Source organism: Streptomyces sp. YJ-C3 (genome assembly GCF_053891275.1).
This window is the reverse complement of sequence record NZ_CM132685.1, coordinates 293,181-318,747: the sequence shown is the minus strand read 5'-3', so window position 1 is coordinate 318,747 and position 25,567 is coordinate 293,181. Positions and strand designations below refer to the sequence as shown.

23 protein-coding genes are annotated in these 25,567 nt (G+C 70.8%); 13 read left to right on the top strand and 10 right to left on the bottom strand.

Annotated elements, in window-relative coordinates:
• Positions 1-198 precede the first annotated feature (198 nt).
• A complete protein-coding gene (locus ACVHNB_RS01465; protein WP_428953281.1) occupies positions 199-1,023 on the bottom strand; it encodes a Fic family protein in 825 nt (274 codons plus the stop codon).
• Between the two features lie 101 nt (positions 1,024-1,124).
• Here ACVHNB_RS01465 and ACVHNB_RS01460 point away from each other — a divergent pair, with 101 nt between their 5' ends.
• Entirely contained in the window at positions 1,125-2,105 is a 981-nt protein-coding gene (locus tag ACVHNB_RS01460; RefSeq protein WP_428953282.1) for an ATP-binding protein, read from the top strand.
• A gap of 6 nt (positions 2,106-2,111) precedes the next feature.
• Here ACVHNB_RS01460 and ACVHNB_RS01455 read toward each other — a convergent pair whose 3' ends face one another.
• Positions 2,112-3,401 (bottom strand): hypothetical protein, encoded by a 1,290-nt coding sequence (locus tag ACVHNB_RS01455; protein WP_456227242.1) that lies wholly within the window; start codon positions 3,399-3,401, stop codon positions 2,112-2,114.
• Between the two features lie 334 nt (positions 3,402-3,735).
• Here ACVHNB_RS01455 and ACVHNB_RS01450 point away from each other — a divergent pair, with 334 nt between their 5' ends.
• From ACVHNB_RS01450 to ACVHNB_RS01425, 6 genes are all read left to right on the top strand, one after another.
• Complete coding sequence (locus ACVHNB_RS01450) at positions 3,736-6,123, top strand: bifunctional SulP family inorganic anion transporter/carbonic anhydrase (RefSeq protein ID WP_456227241.1); 2,388 nt, start codon at positions 3,736-3,738, stop codon at positions 6,121-6,123.
• A 183-nt stretch (positions 6,124-6,306) separates the two neighbouring features.
• Positions 6,307-8,265 (top strand): acetate--CoA ligase, encoded by a 1,959-nt coding sequence (gene acs / locus ACVHNB_RS01445; RefSeq protein WP_428953285.1) that lies wholly within the window; start codon positions 6,307-6,309, stop codon positions 8,263-8,265.
• A gap of 199 nt (positions 8,266-8,464) precedes the next feature.
• Entirely contained in the window at positions 8,465-9,865 is a 1,401-nt protein-coding gene (nhaA, locus tag ACVHNB_RS01440; protein WP_428953286.1) for a Na+/H+ antiporter NhaA, read from the top strand.
• Between the two features lie 64 nt (positions 9,866-9,929).
• Positions 9,930-10,439 (top strand): phage holin family protein, encoded by a 510-nt coding sequence (locus tag ACVHNB_RS01435; RefSeq protein WP_428953287.1) that lies wholly within the window; start codon positions 9,930-9,932, stop codon positions 10,437-10,439.
• On the top strand, positions 10,436-11,377 hold the full coding sequence (locus ACVHNB_RS01430) for an alpha/beta fold hydrolase (protein ID WP_428953288.1): 942 nt from the start codon (positions 10,436-10,438) through the stop codon (positions 11,375-11,377). Before ACVHNB_RS01435 ends, ACVHNB_RS01430 begins: the two co-directional genes overlap by 4 nt.
• A gap of 256 nt (positions 11,378-11,633) precedes the next feature.
• Entirely contained in the window at positions 11,634-11,819 is a 186-nt protein-coding gene (locus ACVHNB_RS01425; protein WP_428953289.1) for a hypothetical protein, read from the top strand.
• A gap of 25 nt (positions 11,820-11,844) precedes the next feature.
• On the opposite strand, the gene ACVHNB_RS01420 is transcribed toward ACVHNB_RS01425, so the two are convergent.
• The 3 genes from ACVHNB_RS01420 to nth form a co-directional block, all read right to left on the bottom strand.
• Entirely contained in the window at positions 11,845-13,044 is a 1,200-nt protein-coding gene (locus ACVHNB_RS01420; protein WP_456227240.1) for a MarP family serine protease, read from the bottom strand.
• Between the two features lie 93 nt (positions 13,045-13,137).
• Positions 13,138-13,914 carry an NUDIX hydrolase gene (locus ACVHNB_RS01415; RefSeq protein WP_428953291.1) on the bottom strand — a complete coding sequence of 259 codons (777 nt, stop codon included), beginning with the start codon at positions 13,912-13,914 and terminating at the stop codon, positions 13,138-13,140.
• A gap of 73 nt (positions 13,915-13,987) precedes the next feature.
• Positions 13,988-14,809: an endonuclease III gene (nth, locus tag ACVHNB_RS01410; protein WP_428953292.1), complete on the bottom strand. Its 822-nt coding sequence runs from the start codon at positions 14,807-14,809 to the stop codon at positions 13,988-13,990.
• 357 nt (positions 14,810-15,166) lie between these two features.
• Here nth and ACVHNB_RS01405 point away from each other — a divergent pair, with 357 nt between their 5' ends.
• The 3 genes from ACVHNB_RS01405 (at position 15,167) to ACVHNB_RS01395 (ending at position 17,696) form a co-directional block, all read left to right on the top strand.
• Positions 15,167-15,841, top strand: a complete 675-nt coding sequence (locus tag ACVHNB_RS01405; protein WP_016642758.1) for a Crp/Fnr family transcriptional regulator — start codon at positions 15,167-15,169, stop codon at positions 15,839-15,841.
• A gap of 111 nt (positions 15,842-15,952) precedes the next feature.
• Complete coding sequence (locus ACVHNB_RS01400; protein ID WP_428953293.1) at positions 15,953-16,759, top strand: nucleotidyltransferase domain-containing protein; 807 nt, start codon at positions 15,953-15,955, stop codon at positions 16,757-16,759.
• Between the two features lie 37 nt (positions 16,760-16,796).
• A complete protein-coding gene (locus tag ACVHNB_RS01395; RefSeq protein ID WP_428953294.1) occupies positions 16,797-17,696 on the top strand; it encodes a sigma-70 family RNA polymerase sigma factor in 900 nt (299 codons plus the stop codon).
• Positions 17,697-17,709: 13 nt separating this feature from the next.
• Here ACVHNB_RS01395 and ACVHNB_RS01390 read toward each other — a convergent pair whose 3' ends face one another.
• The 4 genes from ACVHNB_RS01390 to ACVHNB_RS01375 form a co-directional block, all read right to left on the bottom strand.
• On the bottom strand, positions 17,710-18,540 hold the full coding sequence (locus tag ACVHNB_RS01390) for an MBL fold metallo-hydrolase (RefSeq protein ID WP_428953295.1): 831 nt from the start codon (positions 18,538-18,540) through the stop codon (positions 17,710-17,712).
• Complete coding sequence (locus tag ACVHNB_RS01385) at positions 18,540-19,412, bottom strand: NUDIX hydrolase (RefSeq protein ID WP_456227239.1); 873 nt, start codon at positions 19,410-19,412, stop codon at positions 18,540-18,542. Before ACVHNB_RS01385 ends, ACVHNB_RS01390 begins: the two co-directional genes overlap by 1 nt.
• Before the next feature lie 83 nt (positions 19,413-19,495).
• Positions 19,496-19,966, bottom strand: a complete 471-nt coding sequence (locus ACVHNB_RS01380) for a RidA family protein (protein ID WP_428953297.1) — start codon at positions 19,964-19,966, stop codon at positions 19,496-19,498.
• Positions 19,963-20,127 carry a DUF4177 domain-containing protein gene (locus tag ACVHNB_RS01375; protein WP_073494871.1) on the bottom strand — a complete coding sequence of 55 codons (165 nt, stop codon included), beginning with the start codon at positions 20,125-20,127 and terminating at the stop codon, positions 19,963-19,965. Before ACVHNB_RS01375 ends, ACVHNB_RS01380 begins: the two co-directional genes overlap by 4 nt.
• Before the next feature lie 85 nt (positions 20,128-20,212).
• Here ACVHNB_RS01375 and ACVHNB_RS01370 point away from each other — a divergent pair, with 85 nt between their 5' ends.
• Both ACVHNB_RS01370 and ACVHNB_RS01365 read left to right on the top strand, forming a co-directional pair.
• On the top strand, positions 20,213-21,172 hold the full coding sequence (locus ACVHNB_RS01370) for an ArsA family ATPase (RefSeq protein ID WP_428953298.1): 960 nt from the start codon (positions 20,213-20,215) through the stop codon (positions 21,170-21,172).
• Positions 21,173-21,184: 12 nt separating this feature from the next.
• Positions 21,185-22,456, top strand: coding sequence for an ArsA family ATPase (locus tag ACVHNB_RS01365; RefSeq protein ID WP_428953299.1), 1,272 nt, complete (start codon positions 21,185-21,187; stop codon positions 22,454-22,456).
• Positions 22,457-22,495: 39 nt separating this feature from the next.
• Here ACVHNB_RS01365 and ACVHNB_RS01360 read toward each other — a convergent pair whose 3' ends face one another.
• Positions 22,496-22,840 (bottom strand): WhiB family transcriptional regulator, encoded by a 345-nt coding sequence (locus ACVHNB_RS01360; RefSeq protein WP_365564675.1) that lies wholly within the window; start codon positions 22,838-22,840, stop codon positions 22,496-22,498.
• 440 nt (positions 22,841-23,280) lie between these two features.
• Here ACVHNB_RS01360 and ACVHNB_RS01355 point away from each other — a divergent pair, with 440 nt between their 5' ends.
• Positions 23,281-25,524, top strand: coding sequence for a transglycosylase domain-containing protein (locus tag ACVHNB_RS01355; protein ID WP_456227238.1), 2,244 nt, complete (start codon positions 23,281-23,283; stop codon positions 25,522-25,524).
• Positions 25,525-25,567: the final 43 nt, after the last annotated feature.

The window sequence follows — 25,567 nt, the reverse complement described above, 5'->3', positions numbered from 1 at the left end:
ACCGAAGCATGAACACCGGGCACCCACGCGACGTCGACCCGTCGATTACGGGCCAGCCGCACCAGGTGACGGGCAACGTCCCGACCTGATGGGCAACATATCGAGGACGCTTGGTAACCCGGCGAGTCATGCCAGCGGCGGTACGAGGACTCGTACCGCCGCACCCCTGTTCGAGGACTGTTCCGAGACGCGGGTGCTTTACGCGGCGCCGCGCTGCAGCGCCTCGCACACCGCGGTCGACTCCCTGACGCCCAGCTCGACGGACCTGCCACAGTGGGCGATCCAGGCCGCCATCCCCTCCGGCGTGCCGGAGACATAGCCTTCGAGCGCGGCCGCGTACGCCGCGCGCCCCTGCTCCGCGTGCCCCACCTCGGCGGGGCAGATCGACTTCGGGTCGAGGCCGCTGCCCACCAGGACGATGCGCTCGGCCGCCCGGGCGACCAGGCCGTTGTGCGAGCCGAAGGGCCGCAGCGCGAGCAGCTCGCCGTGCACCACGGCGGCGCTCACCAGAGCGGGCGCCGCGCTCCCCGCGATGACCAGCTGCGAGAGTCCTTCGAGCCGGCCCGCCACCTCGTCCGCGTCCGGCAGCGGCAGCTCGATGAGCGGCTCGTCGACCGGCTCGCCCGGCGTGCGCGGGCGGCCGACCGCGTCCCCCTGGTCGGCGGCCGCGACCAGATGCAGACGGGCCAGCACGCGCAGGGGCGACTGCCGCCAGATGGACAGGAGTTGACCGGCCTCGGCGGTCAGCCGCAAGGAGGCGCCGACCGTGCGCGCCTCGTCGTCGCCGTCCCCGCCGCTGAAGTCGGTGCGCCTGCGCACCTCTTCGAGCGCCCAGTCGGCGCCGGACAGCGCCGCGCTGCCCCGAGCGCCGCGCAGGGCCGCCTCGGAGGTGACCTCGTTGCTGCGGCGCCGCATGACCCGGTGCCCGTAGACCCGGTCCACAGCCTTGCGCACGGAGTCCACGGAATCGCTCACGCCGGGGAGCGTTCCGAGCGTGGCAAGAGGATCGGCTGTCGTACTCATGAGTACGACCCTACGGGCCCTGGGCCCCCGCCCCACGATGGAGTGGTCTTCTTCACGCGAGTGGGACACGGAAAGCGATCGCGCCGCTACGCTACGTGAACATGAAGATCGCTTTCGTGGGGAAGGGCGGCAGCGGCAAGACCACGCTGTCCTCGCTCTTCATCCGTCACCTCGCCACCACCGGATCCCCGGTCGTCGCCGTCGACGCCGACATCAACCAGCACCTCGGAGCCGCGCTGGGGCTCGACGAGGACGTCGCCGCGGAGCTGCCCGCCATGGGCGCCCGGCTGCCGCTCATCAAGGACTATCTGCGCGGCTCGAACCAGCGGATCGCCTCCGCCGACACGATGATCAAGACGACGCCGCCCGGGGAGGGCTCGCGGCTGCTGCGCGTCCGGGAGAACAACCCGGTGTACGACGCCTGCGCGCGTCCGGTGGAACTCGACGGCGGCACCGTCCGTTTGATGGTCACCGGCCCCTTCACCGAGGCCGACCTCGGTGTCTCCTGCTACCACTCCAAGACCGGAGCGGTGGAGCTGTGCCTGAACCACCTGGTCGACGGCCGTGACGAGTACGTGGTGGTCGACATGACCGCGGGCTCCGACTCCTTCGCCTCGGGCATGTTCACCCGCTTCGACATGACGTTCCTCGTCGCCGAGCCGACGCGGAAGGGGGTCTCGGTCTATCGCCAGTACAAGGAGTACGCCCGGGACTTCGGGATCGACCTGAAGGTCGTGGGGAACAAGGTGCAGGGCGAGGACGACCTCGACTTCCTGCGCGCCGAGGTCGGCGACGACCTGCTCGTCACCGTCGGGCACTCGGACTGGGTGCGTGCCATGGAGAAGGGGCGCCCGCCGCGCTTCGAGCTCCTGGAGGAGGCGAACCGGGGCGCCCTGCAGGCACTCCAGGCCGCCGCCGACGCGACGTACGGGACCCGCGACTGGGAGCGCTACACGCGCCAGATGGTCCACTTCCATCTGCGCAACGCCCAGAGCTGGGGCAACGAGCGGACCGGGGCCGACCTGGCTGCTCAGATCGACCCCGACTACGTCCTTCAGGAGAGCGTCACCACAACTGCCTGACGACGCTCACGACTTGGTGGCCGGTGCGCCCGGTACCCCCTTGGGGGCCGGGGCCGGCTTGCCGGTGAGGAAGGACGCCCAGCCCTGCCGGGGCGCCTGCCCGACGTCGAGCTTCGTGAGCTTGGCCAGGGTCTTCGGGTCCTGCGCGTCGAGCCAGTCGGCGAGCTGCCGGAAGGAGACACAGCGGACCTCGGGCTTGTTGCAGACCGTGTGGACCGTCTCCTCGACGGCACGCATGTAGACGCCGCCGTTCCAGGACTCGAAGTGGTTGCCGATGATCAGCGGGGCGCGGTTGCCCTTGTAGGCGCGGTCGAAGCCCGCGACCAGGCTGTCGCGCATCTGGTCGCCCCAGTACTCGCGCTTGTCGGGGTCGCCCTGGGTCGTGGTGCCCGACTGGTTGACCATGAAGTTGTAGTCCATGGTGAGCTGCTCGTAGGAGTGCCCGCGGAAGGGGACGAGCTGCATGGACAGGTCCCACAGGCCGTTCTTCTTCTTGGGCCACAGCTGGTTGTTGACACCGCTGGTGTCGTAGCGGAAGCCCATCTCGGAGGCCGCGCGCATGAAGTTCTTCTGCCCTTCCAGGCAGGGGGTGCGGGCGCCGACGAGTTCCTTGTCGTAGTCGAAGGGCAGCGGGGCCGCCTTCTTCAGGCCCGTATTGGTCTTCCACGCCTTCACGAAGGACTTGGCCTGCTGGATCTCGCTCTTCCACTCGGCCACCGACCACTGGCCGACGCCACCGCCGCTGCCGCAGAAGTGGCCGTTGAAGTGGGTGCCGATCTCGTTGCCCTCGAGCCAGGCGCCGCGCAGCTGGTCGACGGTGTCCTTGATTCCCTTGGCGTCGTTGAAGCCGATGTCGGAGCGGCCGGGCGAGTGCTGCGGCGCGTGGTACAGGTCCTTCTTGCCCTCGGGGAGCATGTAGACGCCGCTGAGGAAGTACGTCATGGTCGCGTTGTTCGCCTTGGCTACCTTGCGGAAGTGCGAGAAGAGCCTCTGGCTGTCCTCGCCGGCGCCGTCCCAGGAGAAGACCACGAACTGCGGGGGCTTCTGGCCCGGTCTGAGCCGCTCGGCTCTCGGCAGGTGCGGCTGCTGACCGGTGTAGGCGGTCGAGCCGTCGCCGATCAGCCGGACCACGCTGCCGGGGGCGGCGGGCGCGGCCTTCTTCGGGCCGGGGGCGCCCTGCTTGGGTGCGGAGCCGGTGTCACTGTTCGCACAGCCGGCGAGGACCGCGGCGCACGCCGCGGCGGCGGCGATGGCCGCGGTGATCCTCAGGGTGGCGATCCTCTGGGTGGCGGCCATCTTCCGCCCACCTACTTCCTTGAGTCGACCTGCAAGACGGTGAATGCGAGAAATGCCCGCTTTGCGCGAGCGGCGCCGTCAACGTCGCACGAGGTCCGCACGGAATTTGTACGACAAGCCGACCAGGATTCTTATTCACTCTCCGGAGTGAAGTATTACCCCATTTGCCCGTTTAATCCGTCCACAACCTTTACTCTGCATTACGATCCGTTTACCGAGCGTTGCTTTCATCCCGCCGCTGCACGCCGTGAACCACGGCCGCGATCGACCCCGCCCACCACGAGGGGTCCCCCACATTCCGCGACCGCGCTGCACCCCGGAGGAGACGGGAAACATGTCAGCCTGCGTACCCACTCGCACCAGTGACTCCGACCGGACGGACGAGCCGACAGCCGCCGCCCGAAAGGCCCACAGCCCCCCGCCGGGGCCCGGCCGCCGCTTCCGTATCGCCGGCGCCGATCTGTCGGCGTCCATCGCGGTCTTCCTGATCGCGCTCCCCCTGTCCCTGGGCATCGCCCTGGCGACCGGCGCGCCCCTGGAATCGGGGCTCGTCGCCGCCGCCGTCGGCGGACTCGTCGCCGGCCTGCTGGGCGGCGCCCCACTCCAGGTCAGCGGCCCGGCCGCCGGCCTGACCGTGGTCACCGCCGAGCTGATCCAGCGCTACGGCTGGCGGACCACCTGCGCGATCACCATGATGGCCGGGATCGCCCAGCTCGGGCTCGGCTGCCTGCGGGTGGCCCGCACGGCGCTCGCCGTCAGCCCCGCCGTCGTGCACGGCATGCTCGCCGGCATCGGCATCACCATCGCCGTGGCCCAGCTGCACATCGTCCTCGGCGGCACCCCCGAGAGCGCCGTGCTCGACAACTTGGCCGCGCTGCCGGCCCAGTTGGCGAACGTGCAGCCGGCCGCGCTCGCCGTGAGCGCCCTCACCCTCACCGTGCTCTTCGCCTGGCCCCGTGTCCCGGGACGCGTCGGCCGCGTCACGCGCAAGGTGCCCGCGGCGCTCATCGCGGTGACCTCCGCGACCGCGGTCACTGCGCTGTTCGGCCTGACGCTGCCCGAGGTCGACCTGCCGTCCTGGAGCAGCCACGCGCTGGCCGGACTTCCGGACGGGCCGGTGCTCGGGATCGCCGCCGCCGTCCTGACGACCACCCTGGTGTGCAGCGTGCAGTCGCTGCTCGGGGCCGTCGCCGCGGACAAGCTGGCCGCCGGCCGGCCCGATCTGCCGCCCAGGATGCGCCGCTCGAACCTGGACCGCGAGCTGCTGTCCCAAGGCGCCTCGAACATCGTCTCCGGATCGCTCGGCGGGCTGCCCGTCGCGGGCGTCGCGGTGCGCACCACGGCGAACATCAACGCGGGTGCGGTCAGCGGGAACTCCGCGATGCTGCACGGCGTTTGGGTAGTAGCCGCAACGCTCCTCCTGGTCCCCGTCCTGGAGCTGATCCCGCTCGCCGCGCTCGCCGCCCTGGTGATGGCGGTCGGCATCCAGATGGTGTCGCTGAACCACATCCGCTCGGTGACCCGCCACCGCGAGGTCCTGGTGTACGTCGTGACGACCCTCGGCGTCGTCGTCTTCGGCGTCCTGCAGGGCGTCGGGCTCGGCGTCGCGGTCGCCGTCGGCGTCGCGCTGCACCGCCTCGCCCGCACCCGCATCACGCACGAGGAGGACCCGCACGGTGTCCACCATGTGCGGGTCAGAGGGCAGTTGACGTTTCTCGCCGTGCCACGCCTGAGCCGCTTCCTGCACCAGGTCCCCCAAGGGGCCGACGCCGTCGTCGAGTTGGACGGCTCCTTCATGGACCATGCCGCGTTCGAAGCGCTGCAGGGCTGGCAGAAGTCGCATACGACCCAAGGGGGAAAAGTGGAGTTGACCGGCCGCTCCGGGGCCCGGATCGCCGAGCCCGCGAGCACGGCGCACACGTGCTGCCGGCCCTGGACGCCGTGGCGCAACCACCACTGCGACCGGCCGCACACCGCGGCGCCCGAGACCGCGGCCGAGACCAGGACCGAGACCGCCGCGCCGCGGCGTGGCGGGCATCAACTGGCCAGTGGGATCAGCGCGTTCCAGCGCGACACGGCTCCGCTGGTCCGCGGTGAGCTGGCGCGGCTGGCGCGCGAGGGGCAGAAGCCCACGCAGTTGTTCCTGACCTGCGCCGACTCGCGGCTCGTCACGTCGATGATCACGTCGAGCGGTCCCGGCGACCTCTTCGTCGTACGGAACGTGGGCAATCTCGTGCCCCTGCCCGGCGCCGAGAGCGGGGACGACTCGGTCGCGGCCGCCATCGAGTACGCCGTGGACGTGCTGGAGGTCCAGTCGATCACCGTGTGCGGGCACTCCGGATGCGGTGCCATGCAGGCGCTGTTGAGCAGCCCGCCCACCGGCGGCGCGCTCACCCCCCTCAAGCGGTGGCTGCGGCACGGCAACCCGAGCCTGGAGCGGCTGGCGGACAAGGAGCTGCCGTGGGCACGGCTCGCCGGGCGGGCCCCCGCCGACACGGTGGAGCAGCTCTGTCTGACCAATGTCGTCCAGCAGCTGGAGCATCTGCGGGCGCACGAGTCGGTGGCCAGGGCCCTGGAGCGGGGCGCGCTCGAGCTGCACGGGATGTACTTCCACGTCGGTGAGGCGCAGGCCTATCTGCTGGAGGAGGCCGATCCCGTCTTCGGTCAGGTCGCGGCCACGACCTTCGACGACAGCAGCGTCAGCGGCGCCGCGCGCGCCTGAACCGTCCCTTTCCCCCGCACGTGGAACGGGATGAGAACGTACGGCTCCCGGCCGGTCCGGCCGGGAGCCGTTTACAGGTCTAAACCAATTCGCCGACCCCCCTTGTCACCAGGGGTCGGCGTCTGATGAGCTGTGGCCTGGGACACAACGGTCGCCCCCGCAAAGCAGCGCAAGGGAGATGTCGTGAGCAACGAAAGCCTGGCCAACCTTCTTAAGGAGGAGCGACGCTTCGCGCCGCCGGCTGACCTGGCGGCGAGCGCCAACGTCACGGCCGAGGCGTACGAGCAGGCCAAGGCTGACCGGCTCGGTTTCTGGGCCGAGCAGGCCCGCCGCCTGACCTGGGCGACCGAGCCGACCGAGACACTGGACTGGTCGAACCCGCCGTTCGCCAAGTGGTTCAAGGACGGCAAGCTCAACGTCGCGTACAACTGCGTCGACCGGCACGTGGAGGCCGGGAACGGCGACCGGGTCGCGATCCACTTCGAGGGCGAGCCGGGCGACAGCCGGGCCATCACCTACGCCGAGCTCAAGGACGAGGTCAGCCGAGCCGCCAACGCGCTGACCGAACTGGGCGTCCAGCAGGGTGACCGCGTCGCCGTCTACCTGCCGATGATCCCCGAGGCGGTCATCTCGATGCTGGCCTGCGCCCGCATCGGTGCCGCGCACTCGGTGGTCTTCGGCGGCTTCTCGGCCGACGCCATCGCCAAGCGCATCGAGGACGCCGACGCCAAGGTCGTCATCACCTCCGACGGCGGCTACCGCCGCGGCAAGCCGTCGGCCCTCAAGCCGGCCGTCGACGACGCGCTGACCCGCGTCGAGGGCGTCGACAAGGTGCTCGTCGTGCAGCGCACGAAGCAGGACGTCGCCTGGACCGAGGGCCGCGACGTCTGGTGGCACGACGTCGTCGGCCGCCAGTCGGCCGAGCACACCCCGCAGGCCTTCGACGCCGAGCAGCCGCTCTTCATCCTCTACACGTCGGGCACGACGGGTAAGCCGAAGGGCATCCTGCACACCTCCGGCGGCTACCTGACGCAGGCCAGCTACACGCACCACGCCGTCTTCGACCTCAAGCCGGAGACCGACGTGTACTGGTGCACGGCCGACATCGGCTGGGTCACCGGGCACTCGTACATCACGTACGGTCCGCTCTCGAACGGTGCGACGCAGGTCATCTACGAGGGCACCCCGGACACCCCGCACCAGGGCCGGTTCTGGGAGATCGTGCAGAAGTACGGCGTCACGATCCTCTACACGGCGCCCACCGCGATCCGTACGTTCATGAAGTGGGGCGACGACATCCCCGCGAAGTTCGACCTGTCCAGCCTGCGCGTGCTCGGGTCGGTCGGTGAGCCGATCAACCCCGAGGCGTGGGTCTGGTACCGGAAGAACATCGGCGGCGACACGTGCCCCATCGTGGACACCTGGTGGCAGACCGAGACCGGCGCGATCATGATCTCGCCGCTGCCGGGCGTCACCGAGACCAAGCCGGGCTCGGCCCAGCGCCCGCTGCCCGGCATCGCCGCGACCGTCGTCGACGACGAGGCCAACGAGGTGCCGAACGGCGGCGGTGGCTACCTGGTCCTCACCGAGCCGTGGCCCTCCATGCTGCGCACCATCTGGGGCGACGACCAGCGGTTCATCGACACCTACTGGTCGCGCTTCGAGGGCAAGTACTTCGCCGGTGACGGTGCCAAGAAGGACGAGGACGGCGACATCTGGCTCCTCGGCCGGGTCGACGACGTCATGCTCGTCTCCGGGCACAACATCTCGACCACCGAGGTCGAGTCGGCGCTGGTCTCGCACCCGGCCGTCGCCGAGGCCGCCGTGGTCGGCGCCGCCGACGAGACGACCGGTCAGGCGATCGTCGCCTTCGTGATCCTGCGCGGCAGCGCGAACGCGGACGACGAGAACCTGGTGGCCGACCTGCGCAACCACGTGGGTGCCACCCTCGGCCCGATCGCCAAGCCCAAGCGGGTCCTGCCCGTCGCCGAGCTGCCCAAGACGCGCTCCGGCAAGATCATGCGCCGTCTGCTGCGCGACGTCGCGGAGAACCGGGCGGTCGGTGACGTCACCACGCTCGCCGACTCCTCCGTGATGGACCTGATCCAGACGAAGCTGCCGGCGGCGCCCAGCGAGGACTGATCCCGCCCCAGCACGGCGAACGGGCACCCGGCGAGCGCGCCGGGTGCCCGTTTCGTGCGTATGGTGATGATCACCAGGTACGCCATGCGTACACCCGGTAGGGTGAAGGGCGCGTCAAGAACGCGACAGGAAGTCCACAGGGTGTGCCGGGAAGTCTGGTCGGCGAGCAATCAGCCGTACCTGACCGGAGGTCTCACACGTGAGCGCGCCCCAGAAGAACGACCGCAAGGCACTCGGCCGGCTGTCCCTGCCCGAGCGGAACTTCGTGGCCGACGCCCTGCGGGCCGAGACCGTCGGCGGTGTCCTGCTGCTCGTCGCCGCCGTCGCGGCCGTCATCTGGGCCAATGTCCCGGCGATCAGCCACAGTTACGAGACCGTCCGCGACATCCACATCGGGCCCGGCGCGCTCGGCCTCGATCTCTCCCTCCAGCACTGGGCCGCCGACGGCCTCCTCGCGATCTTCTTCTTCGTCGCGGGCATCGAACTCAAGCGCGAACTCGTCGCCGGTGATCTGCGCGACCCGAAGGCCGCCGCGCTCCCGGTCGTCGCCGCCCTCTGCGGCATGGCCGTGCCCGCCCTCGTGTACACCCTGGTCAACGTGGTCGGGGGCGGCTCGATGGACGGCTGGGCCGTGCCGACCGCGACCGACATCGCGTTCGCGCTGGCCGTCCTCGCCGTCATCGGTACGTCGCTGCCGAGCGCCCTGCGCGCCTTCCTGCTGACCCTCGCCGTCGTCGACGACCTCTTCGCGATCCTGATCATCGCGGTCTTCTTCACCAGCGACCTGAACTTCGCCGCGCTCGGCGGCGCCGTCGTCGGCCTCGCCGTCTTCTGGCTGCTGATGCGCAAGGGCGTACGCGGCTGGTACGTCTACGTGCCGCTCGCGCTCGTCATCTGGGGCCTGATGTACAACAGCGGCATCCACGCCACCATCGCCGGTGTCGCCATGGGCCTGATGCTGCGCTGCACCCGCCGGGAGGGCGAGGAGCAGTCCCCCGGCGAGCACATCGAGCACCTGGTGCGGCCGCTGTCGGCCGGGTTCGCGGTGCCGCTGTTCGCCCTGTTCAGCGCGGGTGTGGTCGTGTCGGGCGGGGCGCTGGGGGATGTCTTCACCAAGCCCGAGACGCTCGGTGTACTGCTCGGCCTCGTCGTCGGCAAGGCCGTCGGCATCTTCGGCGGTACCTGGCTGACGGCCCGCTTCACCAAGGCGTCGCTTTCGGACGAGTTGGCCTGGCCGGACGTGTTCGCGGTCGCCTCCCTCGCCGGCATCGGTTTCACCGTCTCGCTGCTGATCGACGAACTGGCCTTCACCGACGACCCGGTGCTCACCGACGAGGTCAAGGCCGCCGTCCTCATCGGCTCGCTGCTCGCGGCCGTGATCAGCGGCGTACTGCTGAAGATCCGGAACTCCAAGTACCGCGCCCTGTGGGAAGAGGAGGAGCGTGACGAGGACCTCGACGGCATCCCCGACATCTACGAGAAGGACAAGCCGGAGTACCACCTGCGGATGGCCGAGATCTACGAGAAGAAGGCCGCGGAGCATCGAAGGCTTGCCGAAGTGACGGGCGGGGCAGGCGGCGGGGACGAGCGTCCGGCATGATCTGACAGCAAGTCCGCACATCCGGAGCATCCACAAGCTTCTACAGGAAAACAGGGAGTACGCGATGAGCGCACCCGACGGCAGCCCGGTCGGCTCCGAACGCAGCGTCGGCCAGCTGTTCGCCTCGGCGACGACCGAGATGTCCGCACTGGTGCACGACGAGATCGCCCTCGCGAAGGCGCAGCTCAAGCAGGACGTGAAGAAGGGCGTGGTGAGCGGCGGCGCCTTCTCGGCCGCGCTGCTGGTACTGATCTTCTCGCTGCCGATGCTGAGCTTCGCGCTCGCGTACGGCATCAACACCTGGACGGGCGGGCACAACGGCAACGGCGGCTGGAACCTCGCCTGGTGCTTCCTGCTCTCCTTCGCTGCGAGCCTGTTCCTCGCGGTCCTGCTCGGGCTGATCGGCATCGCCTTCGCCAAGAAGGCCAAGAAGGGCAAGGGCCCGCAGAAGGTCGCCGCGTCGGTCAAGGAGACGGCGGGCGTACTGCAGAACGCCAAGCCGCACCCCCGTCAGGTGACGCCCGCCGACCGTGTCCCCGAGGCCATCGAGGCTGTGGCACGCTCGTCTTCATGACGGACCCCGCCACTCCTTCGGCCCAGCCGCCCTCCTCTGTCGTACGTCTGGACGGTCCCTGGACCCACCGGGACGTCGCGGCCAACGGCGCGCGCTTCCACATCGCGGAGATGGGCGACGGGCCGCTCGTGCTGCTGCTGCACGGTTTCCCGCAGTTCTGGTGGAGCTGGCGGCATCAGCTCGTCGCGCTCGCCGACGCCGGTTTCCGGGCCGTGGCCATGGACCTGCGGGGCGTGGGCGGCAGCGACCGGACGCCGCGCGGCTACGACCCGGCGAACCTCGCGCTCGACATCACCGGTGTGGTGCGCTCGCTCGGCGAGCCGGACGCGGCGCTCGTGGGGCACGACCTCGGCGGCTATCTCGCCTGGACCGCGGCCGTGATGCGGCCCAAGCTGGTGCGCCGGCTCGCGGTATCGTCGATGCCGCACCCGCGGCGCTGGCGCTCGGCCATGCTCTCGGACGTCAAGCAGACCGCCGCCGGATCGTACATCTGGGGCTTCCAGCGGCCGTGGCTGCCGGAGCGTCAGCTGGTCGCGGACGACGCGGCGTTGGTCGGCCGCCTGGTCCGGGACTGGTCGGGGCCGCACCAGCCCGACGACGAGACCGCGCAGACGTATCAGCGCGCCATGTCCATCCCGTCGACCGCGCACTGCTCGATCGAGCCGTACCGGTGGATGGTGCGGTCGATGGCCCGCCCTGACGGCATCCAGTTCAACCGGCGGATGAAGCGGCCGGTCCGGGTGCCCACGCTGCATCTGCACGGCTCGCTGGACCCGGTGATGCGCACCCGCAGCGCCGCGGGCTCCGGCGAGTACGTCGAAGCGCCCTACCGCTGGCGCCTGTTCGACGGCCTCGGCCACTTCCCGCATGAGGAGGACCCGGTCGCGTTCTCCAAGGAACTGGTGAGCTGGCTGAAGGACCCCGAGCCCGACCGGTAGGCACCAACGACCAGCGCCGGTCCCGGCCGGGGGTCCGGGGGTTGTCCCCCGGGAAGGCACAGCCCGCATGAGGAGGACCCGGTCGCGTTCTCCAAGGAACTGGTGAGCTGGCTGAAGGACCCCGAGCCCGACCGTTGAGCGCCCGGTATCCGGGCGCGAACGTCTGTCCTACGAACAGCCAAATGCCTGGCGCATAAGCCAATTTGGGGGCCGTGGGGGCGATTACCGACCATGAGGCCCGGGCACACGTCGGTGTATGGGCTGGACGCACGACTACAGTGACGCAGCACGCAATCGCCGCCCAGCGATGACGCTGGGCTCTCTCCAGAGGGGAGCGCCGGAAGGGTACGCGGCGCACGATCCCCGGCTGGGGATCCCGCGCATCCTGCGCCGTAGGGCCCGGTGGATGTCCGCCCGGCTGCGCCACAGCGGGCGCGGCTGACACATTCCCGGTCCACCCGGACCTCTCACAGGGCGCAGGCGTCCGTGTCCACCTGCTGGACCGCCGTGCGGCCCTGGGTGATGTCGGTGCGGATCTCGTCCCCGGACAGCGCGTAGCCCGTCTGCGCGTCGTCCAGGGACTTGGCGAAGACCACGCCGTAGACCCGGCCGTCGGGGGTCAGGAGCGGTCCGCCGGAGTTGCCCTGACGGACCGTCGCGAAGAGCGAGTAGACATCGCGCCGGACGGTGCCGCGGTGGTAGATGTCCGGGCCGTTGGCCGTGATGCGGCCGCGGACGCGCGCGGGTCGCACGTCGTACGCGCCGTTCTCCGGGAAGCCCGCGACGATCGCGCTACCGCCGCGCTGCGCGTCCGTCGTCGTGAACTGGAGCGGGGGCGCCTTCAGCGTCGGCACGTCCAGGACCGCGATGTCGCGCTTCCAGTCGTAGAGCACGACCTTCGCGTCGTACTTGATGCCCTCGCCGCCGATCTGCACGGTGGGCTCGTCGACGCCGCCGACCACATGCGCGTTCGTCATCACGCGGCGGTCGGAGAAGACGAAGCCGGTGCCCTCCAGGACCTTGCCGCAGCCGGGCGCCTGGCCCACGACCTTGACGATCGACCGCTTGGCGGTCAGCGCGGTCCGGCTGTTCGCCAGGGCCGGGTCGGGTGGCTGGACCTCGGTGATCGGCTCGTTCGCGAACGGGCTGAAGACCTGGGGGAAACCGTTCTGCGCGAGCGTGGAGGAGAAGTCGGCGAACCAGGTGTCGGCCTGGGTGGGCAGCGCCCGTGAGACCCCCAGCAGCACCTTGGAGCTGCGGACTTCCTTGCCGAGCGTGGGCAGCGTCGTACCGGCGAGGGCGGAACCTATCAGCCAGGCGACCAGGAGCATCGCCGCGACGTTGACCAGGGCGCCGCCCGTCGCGTCGAGCGCGCGGGCCGGGGACCAGGTGATGTACCGCCGCAGCTTGTTGCCCAGGTGGGTGGTGAAGGCCTGGCCCACCGAGGCGCAGACGATCACGACGACCACGGCGACGACCGTGGCGGTCGTCGTCACCTCCGCGTCACTGGTGGCCGCTCCCCAGATGACGGGCAGCGTGTAGACCGCGACGAGGCCGCCGCCCAGGAAGCCGATCACCGACAGGACGCCGACGACGAAGCCCTGGCGGTAGCCCACGATCGCAAACCAGACGGCGGCTGCGAGCAGCAGGATGTCCAGCACGTTCACCGATTCAGGCCTCGCCTCGCATCGCGGATCTCCACTTCCCGGCCGGGGTCACGGGGTCGGTCTCCGGGACGCCACGGCACGGGGGCCACCCTGTCATGCGCGCCAGTCGAGTGGGACCGTCTTCGCCCGGTCCCAGGGGCGCTCCCATCCCGCGTAGTGCAGGATCCGGTCGATGACGCCGGCCGTGAAGCCCCACACCAGCGCGGATTCCACGAGGAACGCGGGTCCTTTGTGGCCGCTGGGGTGGACGGTCGTCGCCCGGTTCTCCGGGTCCGTGAGATCCGCCACGGGGACCGTGAAGACGCGGGCCGTCTCCGCCGGGTCGACCGCGGCGACCGGCGTCGGCACCCGCCACCAGCCGAGCACCGGGGTCACCACGAAGCCGCTCACCGGGATGTAGAGCTGCGGCAGCACGCCGAAGAGCTGAACGCCCCTCGGGTCCAGGCCCGTCTCCTCCCAGGCCTCGCGCAGGGCGGCGCGCAACGGGCCCTCGGTGCGCGGGTCGCCGTCCTCCGCGTCGAGGGCACCGCCCGGGAAGGCCGGCTGGCCCGCGTGCGATCTGAGGGAGCCCGAACGCTCCATGAGGAGCAGCTCGGGGCCGCGCTCGCCCTCGCCGAACAGGATCAGGACCGCGGACTGTCTGCCCGCGCCGTCCTTCGGGGGCAGGAAGCGGCTGAGCTGTTCGCCGCGGACGGTGCGCGCCGCGTGGGCGACGGGGTCGAGCCAGTCGGGCAGGCCCTCCGTGCGCAGCGTGACGTCAGGGACGTGCGGGGCGGCACCGCGGGCCGCGTCACCGGTGCCCTGAAGGTCACCGGCCGCGCCCGGTCCGTCGATCCCGTCGATCCCGTCGATCTCGCTCACGTGCTTCATCTCGCCGCCCCCGTACCTGTCGTGATTCGCCCAACGCCCGGCCGCCCCCGATTCGTTCCGTCATCCGGGAACGTCACCCGGTCGTGCCACCCAGCGGCGGGGCCGGGAGACCGCCCGCGTCCAGGTACGACTGCGGGGGCTTGAGGCGCTGGCCCGGGAAGCCGCCCTTCTCGTACTTGAGCAGCTTCTTCGCCTTCTCCGGGTCCGTCTCGCCCTCGCCGTACGCCGGGCAGAGCGGGGCGATCGGGCAGGCACCGCAGGCCGGCTTGCGGGAGTGGCAGATACGGCGGCCGTGGAAGATCACGTGGTGGCTGAGCATCGTCCACTCGCTCTTCGGGAACAGCTCGCCGATCGCCTTCTCGACCTTGTCGGGGTCGGTCTCCTCGGTCCACTTCCAGCGGCGCACGAGCCGGCCGAAGTGGGTGTCGACGGTGATGCCCGGCCGCCCGAACGCATTGCCCAGCACGACGAACGCCGTCTTGCGGCCCACGCCGGGCAGCTTGACCAGGTCCTCCAGTCGGCCGGGCACCTCGCCGCCGAAGTCCTCGCTCAGCGCCTTGGCCAGGCCCATGATCGACTTCGTCTTGGCGCGGAAGAACCCGGTCGGCCGGATCAGCTCCTCGACCTCTTCCGGGTCGGCCGCGGCGAGGTCCTCGGGCGTGGGGTACTTGGCGAACAGCGCCGGAGTCGTCTGGTTCACCCGCAGGTCGGTCGTCTGGGCCGACATGACCGTGGCGACGACCAGCTGGAACGGGTTCTCGAAGTCCAGCTCGGGGTGCGCGTACGGATACGTCTCCGCGAGCTCACGGTTGATCTTCCGGGCCCGGCGGACGAGCGCGGTGCGGCTCTCGGGCTTGGCGGAGCCGGTCTTCACGGCGGGCTTCTTCGCGGGCATGAGCTAGGCGGCCTTTCCCAGTACGGACACGGTCTCGGGCGGGGTCGGCCCGGTGGAGCGGGCGTCGGTCCACCCCTGTTCGCCCACAGCGGAATTGCGGTCGGCCGCCACCGTCCCAGCCCCCTCCGCCTGCGCTGTCACCGGCTTTTTGGACACCCGGCCAGCCTAAAGCCCGGCACCGACATCCGCCCTGGAGCCACTGGATCGGCCCCCGAATGGGCCCCTCCCCCTCGGGTTGTGACGCAGGTGCGGCAGACTTGTGCCTGAGTGACTGATCACACTGTTTGGACCGTCCGGCAAAATGGGCGGCGGGAATCATCCGTCCCCCACAGTGCAGGCGACATAGGAGAGAGACTCGTGGACGACGTTCTGCGGCGCGCCCCGCTCTTCGCGGCGCTCGATGACGAGCAGGCCGCGGAGCTCCGCGCCTCCATGAGTGAGGTGACCCTCGCACGCGGCGATGCCCTGTTCCACGAGGGCGACCCCGGCGACCGCCTCTACGTGGTCACCGAGGGCAAGGTGAAGCTCCACCGCACCTCCCCCGACGGCCGGGAGAACATGCTGGCCGTGCTCGGCCCCGGTGAGCTCATCGGAGAGCTGTCGCTCTTCGACCCCGGTCCGCGGACCGCGACCGCCAGCGCGCTGACCGAGGTGAAGCTGCTCGGCCTCGGCCACGGCGACCTCCAGCCCTGGCTGAACGCGCGACCGGAGGTGGCCGCTGCCCTGCTGCGTGCCGTCGCCCGGCGCCTGCGCAAGACCAACGACCAGATGTCCGACCTGGTCTTCTCCGACGTGCCGGGCCGCGTGGCCCGCGCGCTGCTCGACCTGTCGCGCCGGTTCGGCGTGCAGTCCGAGGAGGGCATCCACGTCGTGCACGACCTCACGCAGGAGGAGCTGGCCCAGCTGGTCGGCGCCTCCCGCGAGACCGTGAACAAGGCGCTGGCCGACTTCGCGGGCCGCGGCTGGCTCCGTCTGGAGGCGCGCGCCGTGATCCTGCTGGACGTGGAGCGCCTGGCCAAGCGTTCGCGCTGAGGTCTCCCACCGCCGCGTAGACGGGTCCCGCCACACCTCGTGGCGGGACCCGTCCGCGTACAGGTCAGGAAATACGGTGCCCCGCGCCCTCCTTCCCTGCACAGTTACCCCATGGCCAATCCCACCCGTGGGCTCGACCCCCAGGGATACATCGCGCGCGAAGGCTCCCTGGCCCGCGTCGCGGCACCGTTCCGCCCCGTCGTGGCCGCCGCCCGCGACCGGCTGCTCGACGTCTTCGGGGCACGCATGACGAGCGCGTACCTGTACGGCTCGGTGCCGCGCGGCACCGCCCGGCCGGGCCGCTCCGACCTCGACCTGCTGCTCGTCCTGCGCGACGGGCCGAGCGAGGCCGACCGGGCCGACGCGCGCACGCTCGACGAGGCGCTGGACAAGGAGTTCGCGCAGATCGACGGCGCGGGCACCCTGCTGGCCGGCCGGGCCACGCTGCTGAGCGAGCTGGAGAGGTACGACCTGGGCTGGTTTCTCGCCTGCCTGTGCACTCCGCTGCTCGGCGAGGACCTGGCCGAGTATCTGCCGCGCTACCGGCCCACGTCCCTGCTCGCCCGTGAGACCAACGGCGACCTCGCGCTGTTCCTGCCGCGCTGGCGCGAGCAGATCGCCGCGGCCGGTCCCGAGGAGCTCCCCCGCCTGGAGCGGCGCGTCTCCCGGCACCTCGTGCGGACCGGCTTCACGCTCGTCATGCCCCGCTGGAACGGCTGGACCAGCGATCTGCACGAGATGGCCGAGGTGTTCGGGACGTACTACGCGCGGTGGGCCGGCCCGATGCGTGCCGCGGCCTCGGCGGCGTACGCGCCGACAGGGGACTTCGACGCGCTGCACACGTACACGGACGAGATCGGGCCGTGGCTGGCGGACGAGTACGCGCGCGTGCACGGCATCAAGACGCCCCGGCCCTGAGACCACCCAACGCGACGTCCCTGGAGGGGAACCCGGCATGACACAGTCCCGGTCCGAGTCCGAGCTGGCCACCCGCTTCGAGGCGGAGCGCGGCCGGCTGCGGTCCGTGGCGTACCGCATGCTCGGTTCGCTCACCGAGGCGGAGGACGCCGTGCAGGAGAGCTGGCTGCGGCTGCAGCGCGCGGACAGCGACGACGTACGGAACCTGAGCGGCTGGCTGACCACCGTCGTCGGGCGGATCTGCCTGGACATGCTGCGTACGCGCGCGGCACGCCGGGAGGACCCCCTCGACGCGGGCACGGCCGAGACCCGTGTTCCCGATCTGGTGATCCGGCCGGCCGACCCCGGTCAGGAGGCCGAACTCGCGGACTCCGTGGGCCTGGCGCTGCTCGTCGTGCTGGACACGCTGGCGCCCGCGGAGCGGCTGGCGTTCGTGCTGCACGACATGTTCGCGGTCCCCTTCGAGGAGCTCGCGCCGGTCGTCGAGCGGACCCCGGCGGCGACCCGGCAGCTGGCGAGCCGGGCCCGGCGCCGGGTGCAGGGCGCCACCGTGCCGCCCGCGACCGATCTGGCCCGGCAGCGCGAGGTGGTCGACGCCTGGCTCGCCGCGACCCGCGCCGGGGACTTCGAGGCGCTGCTCGCGCTCCTCGACCCCGAGGTGCTGCTGCGGGTGGACGCGGGGCCCGGCACGGCGTCCAAGCTGGTCCGCGGCGCCCTGGAGGTGGCCGGTCAGGCGACGATGTTCGGGCAGCTGGTGCCGACCGCGTACCCGGCGTTCGTGGGCGACGGGATGGGCATCGTGCAGGTGCCGCGCGGCCAGGTCGTCACGGTGCTCGCCCTCACCTTCCGGGACGGCCTGGTCATCGGCGTCGACATCATCGCCGACCCGCCGCGGCTGGCCGCCATGGGCGTCACCTGGCCCGGGGCGGACTCCTAGGGGCGGTCCGGCCCTAGATCAGGCCGTGTTCGCGCAGGTAGTCGAGCTGGGCCCGGACGGACAGCTCGGCGGCCGGCCACAGGGAGCGGTCCACGTCGGCGTACACGTGCGTGACGACGTCGGGCGCCGACGCGTAGCCGTTCTCGACGGCGGTCTCGACCTGGGCGAGACGGTGGGCGCGGTGCGCGAGGTAGAACTCGACCGCGCCCTGGGCGTCCTCCAGGACCGGGCCGTGGCCGGGCAGCACCGTGTGCACCCCGTCGTCGACGGTCAGGGACCTGAGGCGGCGCAGCGAGTCGAGGTAGTCGCCGAGGCGGCCGTCCGGGTGGGCGACCACGGTGGTGCCGCGCCCGAGGATCGTGTCGCCGGTCAACACGGCCTGATCGGCGGGGAGATGGAAGCACAGGGAGTCGGCGGTGTGGCCGGGCGTCGGGACGACCCGCAGCTCCAGACCGCCGGTCGTGACGACGTCGCCGGCCGCGAGCCCCTCGTCGCCGAGCCGCAGCGCCGGGTCGAGCGCCCGCACCTTCGTGCCGGTCAGCTCGGCGAACCGGCCCGCGCCCTCGGCATGGTCGGGGTGCCCGTGCGTGAGGAGCGTGAGGGCGATCCGCTTGCCCGCCTTCTCGGCGGTGGCGATGACCTGCGTCAGATGGGCGTCGTCCAGCGGGCCCGGGTCGATGACGACGGCGAGGTCGCTGTCGGGCTCGGCGACGATCCAGGTGTTGGTGCCGTCGAGGGTCATCGCGGACGCGTTGGGCGCCAGCACGTTGACGGCGCGGGCGGTGGCGGGGCCGGACAGCACCCCGCCGCGCGGCTGCCCGGGCAGGGCGGCGGCCTCGGTCATCAGCTGTTCCCCCTGCTCGGAGCGGTCGGGATGTGTTTGGTGAACTCGTCGTGGCCGGGCCAGGACAGCACCAGCTCACCGTCCTCCAGGCGTGCCCGGGCCAGCACGGGGGTGAGGTCGCACGCCGCCGAACCGGCCAGCGCGCCGTCCACCGAGTCGTACGCCGCGAGGGTCCGCAGCGTCGCGATCGTGGGCGGCATCATCGACAACTCGCCCTGGTCGTACGCCGCCGTGGCCCGCTCCGGGCGGATCCACACGGTGCGGTCGGCCTCCGTGGAGTCGTCGCTGGTGCGCTGCCCCGCGGGGAGCGCGGCCACGAAGAACCAGGTGTCGTAGCGGCGCGGTTCGAACTCGGGGGTGATCCAGCGCGCCCAGGCGCCGAGCAGATCGGAGCGGAGCACGAGGCCGCGCCGGTCCAGGAACTCGGCGAACGACAGGTCCCGGGCGATCAGCGCCTGCCGGTCGGCGGCCCAGTCGGCGCCCGTCGTGTCGTCGACCACGGTGTCCGGGGTGGGCCCGGCGAGCAGCACGCCCGCCTCCTCGAAGGTCTCGCGCACCGCCGCGCAGACGATGGCCTGCGCGTCCTCGTCGGGTACGCCGAGGCGCGCGGCCCACTCCTGGCGCGACGGCCCGGCCCAGCGGACCTGCCGGTCGTCGTCACGGGGGTCGACGCCACCGCCGGGATACGCGTACGCGCCGGCGGCGAAGGCCATGGACGCGCGCCGCCGCAGCATGTGCACCTCGACGCCGTCGGCGTCCTTGAGGAGCATCACGGTCGCGGCGCGCCGGGGCGTCGCGGGCACCAGGGTGCCGGCGGCGAGGGCGCGGATGCGGTCCGGCCACTCGGGGGGATACCACTGCCCGTTTGCCATGGCCGGAGGCTATCCGGTGACGGGCGGATGTTCGAGGGCCCACCCGTCACCGGAAACACGGCCTTATCGGGCCGTTCACGGCCTCACGCCTCGGTGAGCTCCACCTGGAACTCGACCTCGACCGGCGCGTCCAGCGGCAGGACCGCGACGCCGACGGCGCTGCGGGCGTGCACGCCCTTGTCGCCGAGGACCTCGCCGAGCAGCTCGCTCGCGCCGTTGATGACGCCGGGCTGCCCGGTGAAGTCGGTGGCGGAGGCGACGAACCCGACGACCTTCACGACGCGCGCGATCCGGTCCAGGTCACCGGCGACGGACTTGACCGCGGCCAGCGCGTTCAGCGCGCAGGTGCGGGCCAGCTCCTTGGCCTGCTCCGCGGTGACCTCGTCGCCGACCTTGCCGGTCAGCGGCAGCTTGCCGTCGACCATGGGCAGCTGCCCGGCCGTGTACACGTACACGCCGGACTGCACGGCCGGCTGGTACGCCGCCACCGGCGGGACGACGGGCGGCAGCGTCAGACCGAGCTCGGCCAGCCGCGCCTCGACGTTCCCGCTCATGCCTGCTTCTCGCGCTTCAGGTACGCCACCAGCTGCTCGGGGTTGTTCGGCCCCGGTACGACCTGCACCAGCTCCCAGCCGTCCTCGCCCCAGGTGTCGAGGATCTGCTTCGTCGCGTGCACGAGGAGCGGCACGGTCGCGTATTCCCACTTCTTAGCCATGGGGCCGACTGTAGCCGCCGTATCGGGGTGGGACGTTCCGGAGGCTGCTGCGTGATCGGGGCACTCACTGGTTAGGCTCGAATACGTGAGCAGGCTCCAGGTCGTCAGCGGCAAGGGCGGTACCGGAAAGACCACGGTCGCCGCCGCACTCGCGCTCGCCCTCGCGACCGAGGGAAAGCGCACGCTCCTAGTGGAGGTGGAGGGGCGCCAAGGCATCGCGCAGCTCTTCGAGACGGAAGCGCTCCCGTACGAGGAGCGGAAGATCGCCGTCGCACCCGGCGGCGGGGAGGTGTACGCGCTCGCCATCGACCCCGAGCTGGCGCTGCTCGACTACCTCCAGATGTTCTACAAGCTGGGCGGCGCGGGCCGCGCCCTGAAGAAACTGGGCGCGATCGACTTCGCCACCACCATCGCGCCGGGCCTCAGGGACGTACTCCTGACGGGCAAGGCGTGCGAGGCGGTGCGCCGCAAGGACAAGCAGGGCGTCTACACGTACGACTACGTGGTGATGGACGCGCCCCCGACGGGCCGCATCACGCGCTTCCTCAACGTGAACGACGAGGTCGCCGGGCTCGCCAAGATCGGCCCGATACACAACCAGGCACAGGCCGTCATGCGGGTCCTCAAGTCCCGCGAGACCGCGGTGCACCTGGTGACCCTGCTGGAGGAGATGCCGGTGCAGGAGACCCTCGACGGGGTCGCCGAGCTGCGCGCCGCCCAGCTTCCGGTGGGACGGATCATGGTGAACATGGTGCGGCCCGCGCTCCTCGGGGAACCCGCCCTGGCACTGAGCCGCGACACGTCGGTGCGCCCCGCGGTCACCGAGGCGCTGACGGCGGCCGGGCTCGGCGGCGCGAAGAAGCTCGTGGGACCGCTGCTCGCGCAGGCCGAGGAGTACGCGGAGCGGTACGCCCTGGAGCGGGCGCAGCGCGAGCTGCTCGCCGAGGCGGGGCTGCCGCTGCACGAACTGCCGCTGCTCACCGAGGGGTTGGACCTCGCGGGCCTGTACCGGCTCGCCGAGGAACTGCGACAGCAAGGGATTTAGGGGACCGCTTCGATGACGCTGGATCCTGAGGGCACGCTCGACATCGACCCGCTGCTCGACGACCCGGACACCCGCATCGTGGTGTGCTGCGGCAGTGGCGGCGTCGGCAAGACCACGACCGCCGCGGCCCTCGGGCTGCGCGCCGCCGAGCGCGGGCGCAAGGTCGTCGTGCTCACCATCGACCCGGCCCGCCGCCTCGCCCAGTCCATGGGCATCGACTCGCTCGACAACACTCCGCGGCGGGTGAAGGGCATCGCCTCCACCGGAGCGGCCGAGGGCGGCGAGCTGCACGCGATGATGCTCGACATGAAGCGCACCTTCGACGAGATCGTCGAGGCGCACGCGGACGGGGAGCGCGCGAAGGCGATCCTCTCCAACCCCTTCTACCAGTCGCTCTCGGCGGGCTTCGCGGGCACGCAGGAGTACATGGCGATGGAGAAGCTGGGGCAGCTGCGCTCCCGCGACGAGTGGGACCTGATCGTGGTCGACACTCCCCCCTCGCGCTCCGCGCTCGACTTCCTGGACGCCCCCAAGCGCCTCGGCTCCTTCCTCGACGGGAAACTGATCCGGGTCCTGATGGCGCCGGCGAAGGTCGGCGGGCGCGCGGGCATGAAGTTCCTGAACGTCGGGATGTCGATGATGACCGGCGCGCTCGGCAAGCTGCTCGGCGGTCAACTCCTGCGCGACGTGCAGACGTTCGTGGCCGCGATGGACACCATGTTCGGCGGCTTCCGCACCCGCGCCGACGCCACGTACAAGCTTCTCCAGGCACCCGGCACCGCGTTCCTCGTGGTCGCCGCGCCGGAGCGGGACGCGCTGCGCGAGGCCGCGTACTTCGTGGAACGGCTGGCCGCCGAGCGGATGCCGCTCGCCGGTCTGGTGCTCAACCGGGTGCACGGCAGCGGCGCCGACCGGCTGTCCGCCGAGCGCGCGCTGGCCGCCGCAGAAAATCTTGACGAGCGCGGCATTGTGGATCAGGCGGACGGGAAGGAACAGCTGCGTACCACTCCCGAGGCCGCTCCCGCGTCCGGCTCCCCCGCCGCAGCGGAGACACCGTCCGAGCACACCGCACAGCAACTGACCGCAGGACTGCTGCGGCTGCACGCCGAGCGCATGCACGTGGTCGCCCGCGAACAGCGCACCCGAGACCGCTTCACCGCGCTGCACCCCGAGGTCGCCGTGACCGAGGTCGCGGCGCTGCCCGGTGACGTGCACGACCTGGCAGGCCTCAGGGACATCGGAGAACGGCTCGCGGCCGGTGGCACTCCGGCCGGAGCTGCGTGAGCCGTACGTGGATCGGCGAGTGACGCGTGCCGTCCGGCGCTAGCCGACGGCCGCGTACCTCTCGTACGTCTCGTCGTCCTCGAGTTCCGCGGGCAGCAGGCCCGCGCCACGCTCGTACTCCGTCCGCGCCGTCTCGAGGAGATGGCGCCATGAAGTGACGGTCGGACGCCTGCGCAGCAGTGCGCGGCGCTCCCGCTCCGTCATGCCACCCCACACGCCGAACTCGACGCGGTTGTCCAGCGCATCGGCGAGGCACTCGGTCCGCACGGGGCATCCCGTGCACACCGCCTTCGCCCGGTTCTGCGCTGCTCCTTGAACGAACAGTTCATCCGGATCGGTAGTGCGGCAGGCGGCCTGCGCACTCCAGTCGACTACCCAGCCCATACCGGCGCCGTCCTCTCCCGAATCGAGGCTCCCCCACGGCGGCAGCGGCATATTCACCGCCGCCAGTTGAGGACGTTACGGAAGGTGGGCACAGCGCAACACCCCCTTCGGGCCCAATCTTGAATGGTCCGAACGGACTATGCGTAAGCGGCAGATCACCCGACGGAGTGACCGAGGGACATGCGTAATAACCCCGGCAAACCAGGACAGTTCACTTGCGTCACAACGGACACCGAGTGACACACGAGGCGGTTTCGGGCGCTCTCCAGCCCCTCTGCGGAAGCCCCGCAGGAGAGGACGGGAATGACTACAAGGGACGTCGGGAACGATTCGGGTTCGTCCCACGTCTTGATACGAGACCGCACTGCTGTGACAGTTGAGTGCAGCTTAGGCCAAGGCATATACGGCTGTCCGGAGAATCAGAACGTAGGCTGCCCTGCATGGGAAAGAAGCGCTCGGCCGGGAGCGGCGGCGGACTGTCGCCGGCTCAGCAGGCCGCCAAGTTCCTCGGTGTCAGCGTGCTCGCCGGAGCCGTCCTCGCCGGAATCGCGCTGCCCGCCGCGGGCGCGCTCGGCCTCGCGGCCAAGGGATCCGTCGAGGGCTTCGACGAGATTCCGGCCAACTTGAAGACACCGCCGCTGAGTCAGCGCACCACGATCCTGGACAACCAGGGCGGCAAGCTCGCGACCGTCTACTCGCGCGACCGCACCGTGGTCCCGCTCGACGAGATCTCCCCGTACATGCAGAAGGCGCTCGTCGCCATCGAGGACTCGCGCTTCTACGAGCACGGGGCCGTCGACGCGAAGGGCATCCTGCGCGCCATCAACGCCAACGCGCGCGACGGCGGCGTCTCCCAGGGCGCCTCCACGCTCACGCAGCAGTACGTGAAGAACGTCTTCATCGAGGAGGCCGGCGACGACCCGACCAAGGTCGCGCAGGCCACCCAGCAGACGATCGGCCGCAAGGTCCGCGAGCTCAAGTACGCGATCCAGGTCGAGGACGAGCTGGGCAAGAAGAAGATCCTCGCCAACTACCTGAACATCACGTACTTCGGCCAGCAGGCGTACGGCGTCGAGGCCGCCGCCCAGCGCTACTTCTCCAAGCACGCCAAGGACCTGAACGTGCAGGAGTCCGCGCTGCTCGCCGGCATCGTGCAGTCGCCGAGCCGCTACGACCCCGTCAACGACGAGGCCGAGGCGAAGAAGCGGCGCAACGTGGTGCTCCAGCGCATGGCCGAGGTGCACGACATCTCGCGGGCCGAGGCCGAGAAGGCGAAGGAGACGCCGCTCGGTCTCAAGGTCAGCAAGCCGCAGAACGGCTGCATCACGGCGGTCAAGGGCTCGGCGTTCTTCTGCGACTACGTCCGGCGGGTCTTCCTCAGCGACCCGGTCTTCGGCAAGACGAAGGAAGACCGCGCCAAGGTGTGGAACCGCGGCGGCCTGACGGTGAAGACCACGCTCGACCCGCAGTCGCAGGACTCGGTGCAGGCCTCCATCCAGGAGAACGTCTACAAGTCGGACAAGGTCGCGACGGCGGTCACGCTCGTCGAGCCCGGCACCGGCAAGATCCTCGGCATGGGCCAGTCGAAGCCGTACGGCTACAGCAAGAACGAGACGGAGTACAACTACTCGGTCGACGCGGCCTACGGCGGCTCCAACTACGGCTTCCCGACGGGTTCGACGTTCAAGCCGTTCCTGGCGTCGGCGGCCCTGGAGAGCGGCAAGCCGGCGACGCAGCAGTACCCGGCGCCGTACGACATGCCGTACCCGAAGCAGGTCCAGACGTGCAGCGGCAAGCCGTGGGTGAACGACGGCGGCTACACGGTGGAGAACGAGAACGAGTCGGAGGTCGGCCCCTATCGCCTCAAGGAGGCGATGGAGAAGTCCATCAACACGTACTTCGTGCAGATGCTCGCCGACACCGGCATGTGCCCGGTCGTCCAGATGACCGACAAGCTCGGCGTGGTCCAGGGCAACGGCACGAAGGTGCCCGAGGTGCCGTCGTCGATGACCCTCGGCTCGACGGGTCTGTCGCCGCTGACGATGGCCTCCGCCTACGCCGCGTTCGCCAACGAGGGCACGTACTGCACGCCGATCGCCATCGAGTCGATCCGCACCGCCGACGGCAAGTCGCTCGGCGTGCCGAAGACGAAGTGCTCGCGCGCCATGTCGACGGAGACCGCGGACAAGATCAACACGCTGCTCAGCGGCGTGACCGACTCCGGTACCGGCAAGACGGCCGGTCTCCAGGACCGGGCCAACGCCGGTAAGACGGGTACCACGGACCTGCGCAAGAACGCCTGGTTCGTCGGCTACACGCCGAACCTGTCCGGTGCCGTCTGGGTCGGCAGCCCGCAGCAGAACGTCGAGATGGTGAACATCCCGATCGGCGGCCGGTTCCACGACAAGGTCTACGGTGCCGACACGCCCGGCCCGATCTGGCGGAGCGCCATGACCGGCGCCCTGTCCGGCAAGCCCGCGCCGGGCTTCAACCTCGTCGACATCCCGGACCCGGACAAGAACAAGGACAAGGACCGGGACAAGGGCCGGGACGACGGCAAGCCCGGGGACGACGGCGGCAACGGCGACGACGGTCCGCTGCCCGGCATCTCCATCCCGCCGGACCTGCTCGGCGGGAACAACGGGAACGGCGGCAACGGGAACGGCGGCGGCTGGGGCCGCTGAGCCCCGCCACCGGCCCGGCATGTGAGAGGGGCGCCCCCACCTG

Bases quoted from the DNA above. Each gene is read 5' to 3' on its own strand.
- ACVHNB_RS01465 (WP_428953281.1), bottom strand. From the start codon at position 1,023: ATGAGTACGACAGCCGATCCTCTTGCCACGCTCGGAACGCTCCCCGGC.
- ACVHNB_RS01460 (WP_428953282.1), top strand. From the start codon at position 1,125: ATGAAGATCGCTTTCGTGGGGAAGGGCGGCAGCGGCAAGACCACGCTG.
- ACVHNB_RS01455 (WP_456227242.1), bottom strand. From the start codon at position 3,401: ATGGCCGCCACCCAGAGGATCGCCACCCTGAGGATCACCGCGGCCATC.
- ACVHNB_RS01450 (WP_456227241.1), top strand. From the start codon at position 3,736: ATGTCAGCCTGCGTACCCACTCGCACCAGTGACTCCGACCGGACGGAC.
- ACVHNB_RS01435 (WP_428953287.1), top strand. From the start codon at position 9,930: ATGAGCGCACCCGACGGCAGCCCGGTCGGCTCCGAACGCAGCGTCGGC.
- ACVHNB_RS01430 (WP_428953288.1), top strand. From the start codon at position 10,436: ATGACGGACCCCGCCACTCCTTCGGCCCAGCCGCCCTCCTCTGTCGTA.
- ACVHNB_RS01425 (WP_428953289.1), top strand. From the start codon at position 11,634: ATGGGCTGGACGCACGACTACAGTGACGCAGCACGCAATCGCCGCCCA.
- ACVHNB_RS01415 (WP_428953291.1), bottom strand. From the start codon at position 13,914: ATGAAGCACGTGAGCGAGATCGACGGGATCGACGGGATCGACGGACCG.
- nth (WP_428953292.1), bottom strand. From the start codon at position 14,809: ATGCCCGCGAAGAAGCCCGCCGTGAAGACCGGCTCCGCCAAGCCCGAG.
- ACVHNB_RS01400 (WP_428953293.1), top strand. From the start codon at position 15,953: ATGGCCAATCCCACCCGTGGGCTCGACCCCCAGGGATACATCGCGCGC.
- ACVHNB_RS01395 (WP_428953294.1), top strand. From the start codon at position 16,797: ATGACACAGTCCCGGTCCGAGTCCGAGCTGGCCACCCGCTTCGAGGCG.
- ACVHNB_RS01390 (WP_428953295.1), bottom strand. From the start codon at position 18,540: ATGACCGAGGCCGCCGCCCTGCCCGGGCAGCCGCGCGGCGGGGTGCTG.
- ACVHNB_RS01385 (WP_456227239.1), bottom strand. From the start codon at position 19,412: ATGGCAAACGGGCAGTGGTATCCCCCCGAGTGGCCGGACCGCATCCGC.
- ACVHNB_RS01380 (WP_428953297.1), bottom strand. From the start codon at position 19,966: ATGAGCGGGAACGTCGAGGCGCGGCTGGCCGAGCTCGGTCTGACGCTG.
- ACVHNB_RS01375 (WP_073494871.1), bottom strand. From the start codon at position 20,127: ATGGCTAAGAAGTGGGAATACGCGACCGTGCCGCTCCTCGTGCACGCG.
- ACVHNB_RS01365 (WP_428953299.1), top strand. From the start codon at position 21,185: ATGACGCTGGATCCTGAGGGCACGCTCGACATCGACCCGCTGCTCGAC.
- ACVHNB_RS01360 (WP_365564675.1), bottom strand. From the start codon at position 22,840: ATGGGCTGGGTAGTCGACTGGAGTGCGCAGGCCGCCTGCCGCACTACC.
- ACVHNB_RS01355 (WP_456227238.1), top strand. From the start codon at position 23,281: ATGGGAAAGAAGCGCTCGGCCGGGAGCGGCGGCGGACTGTCGCCGGCT.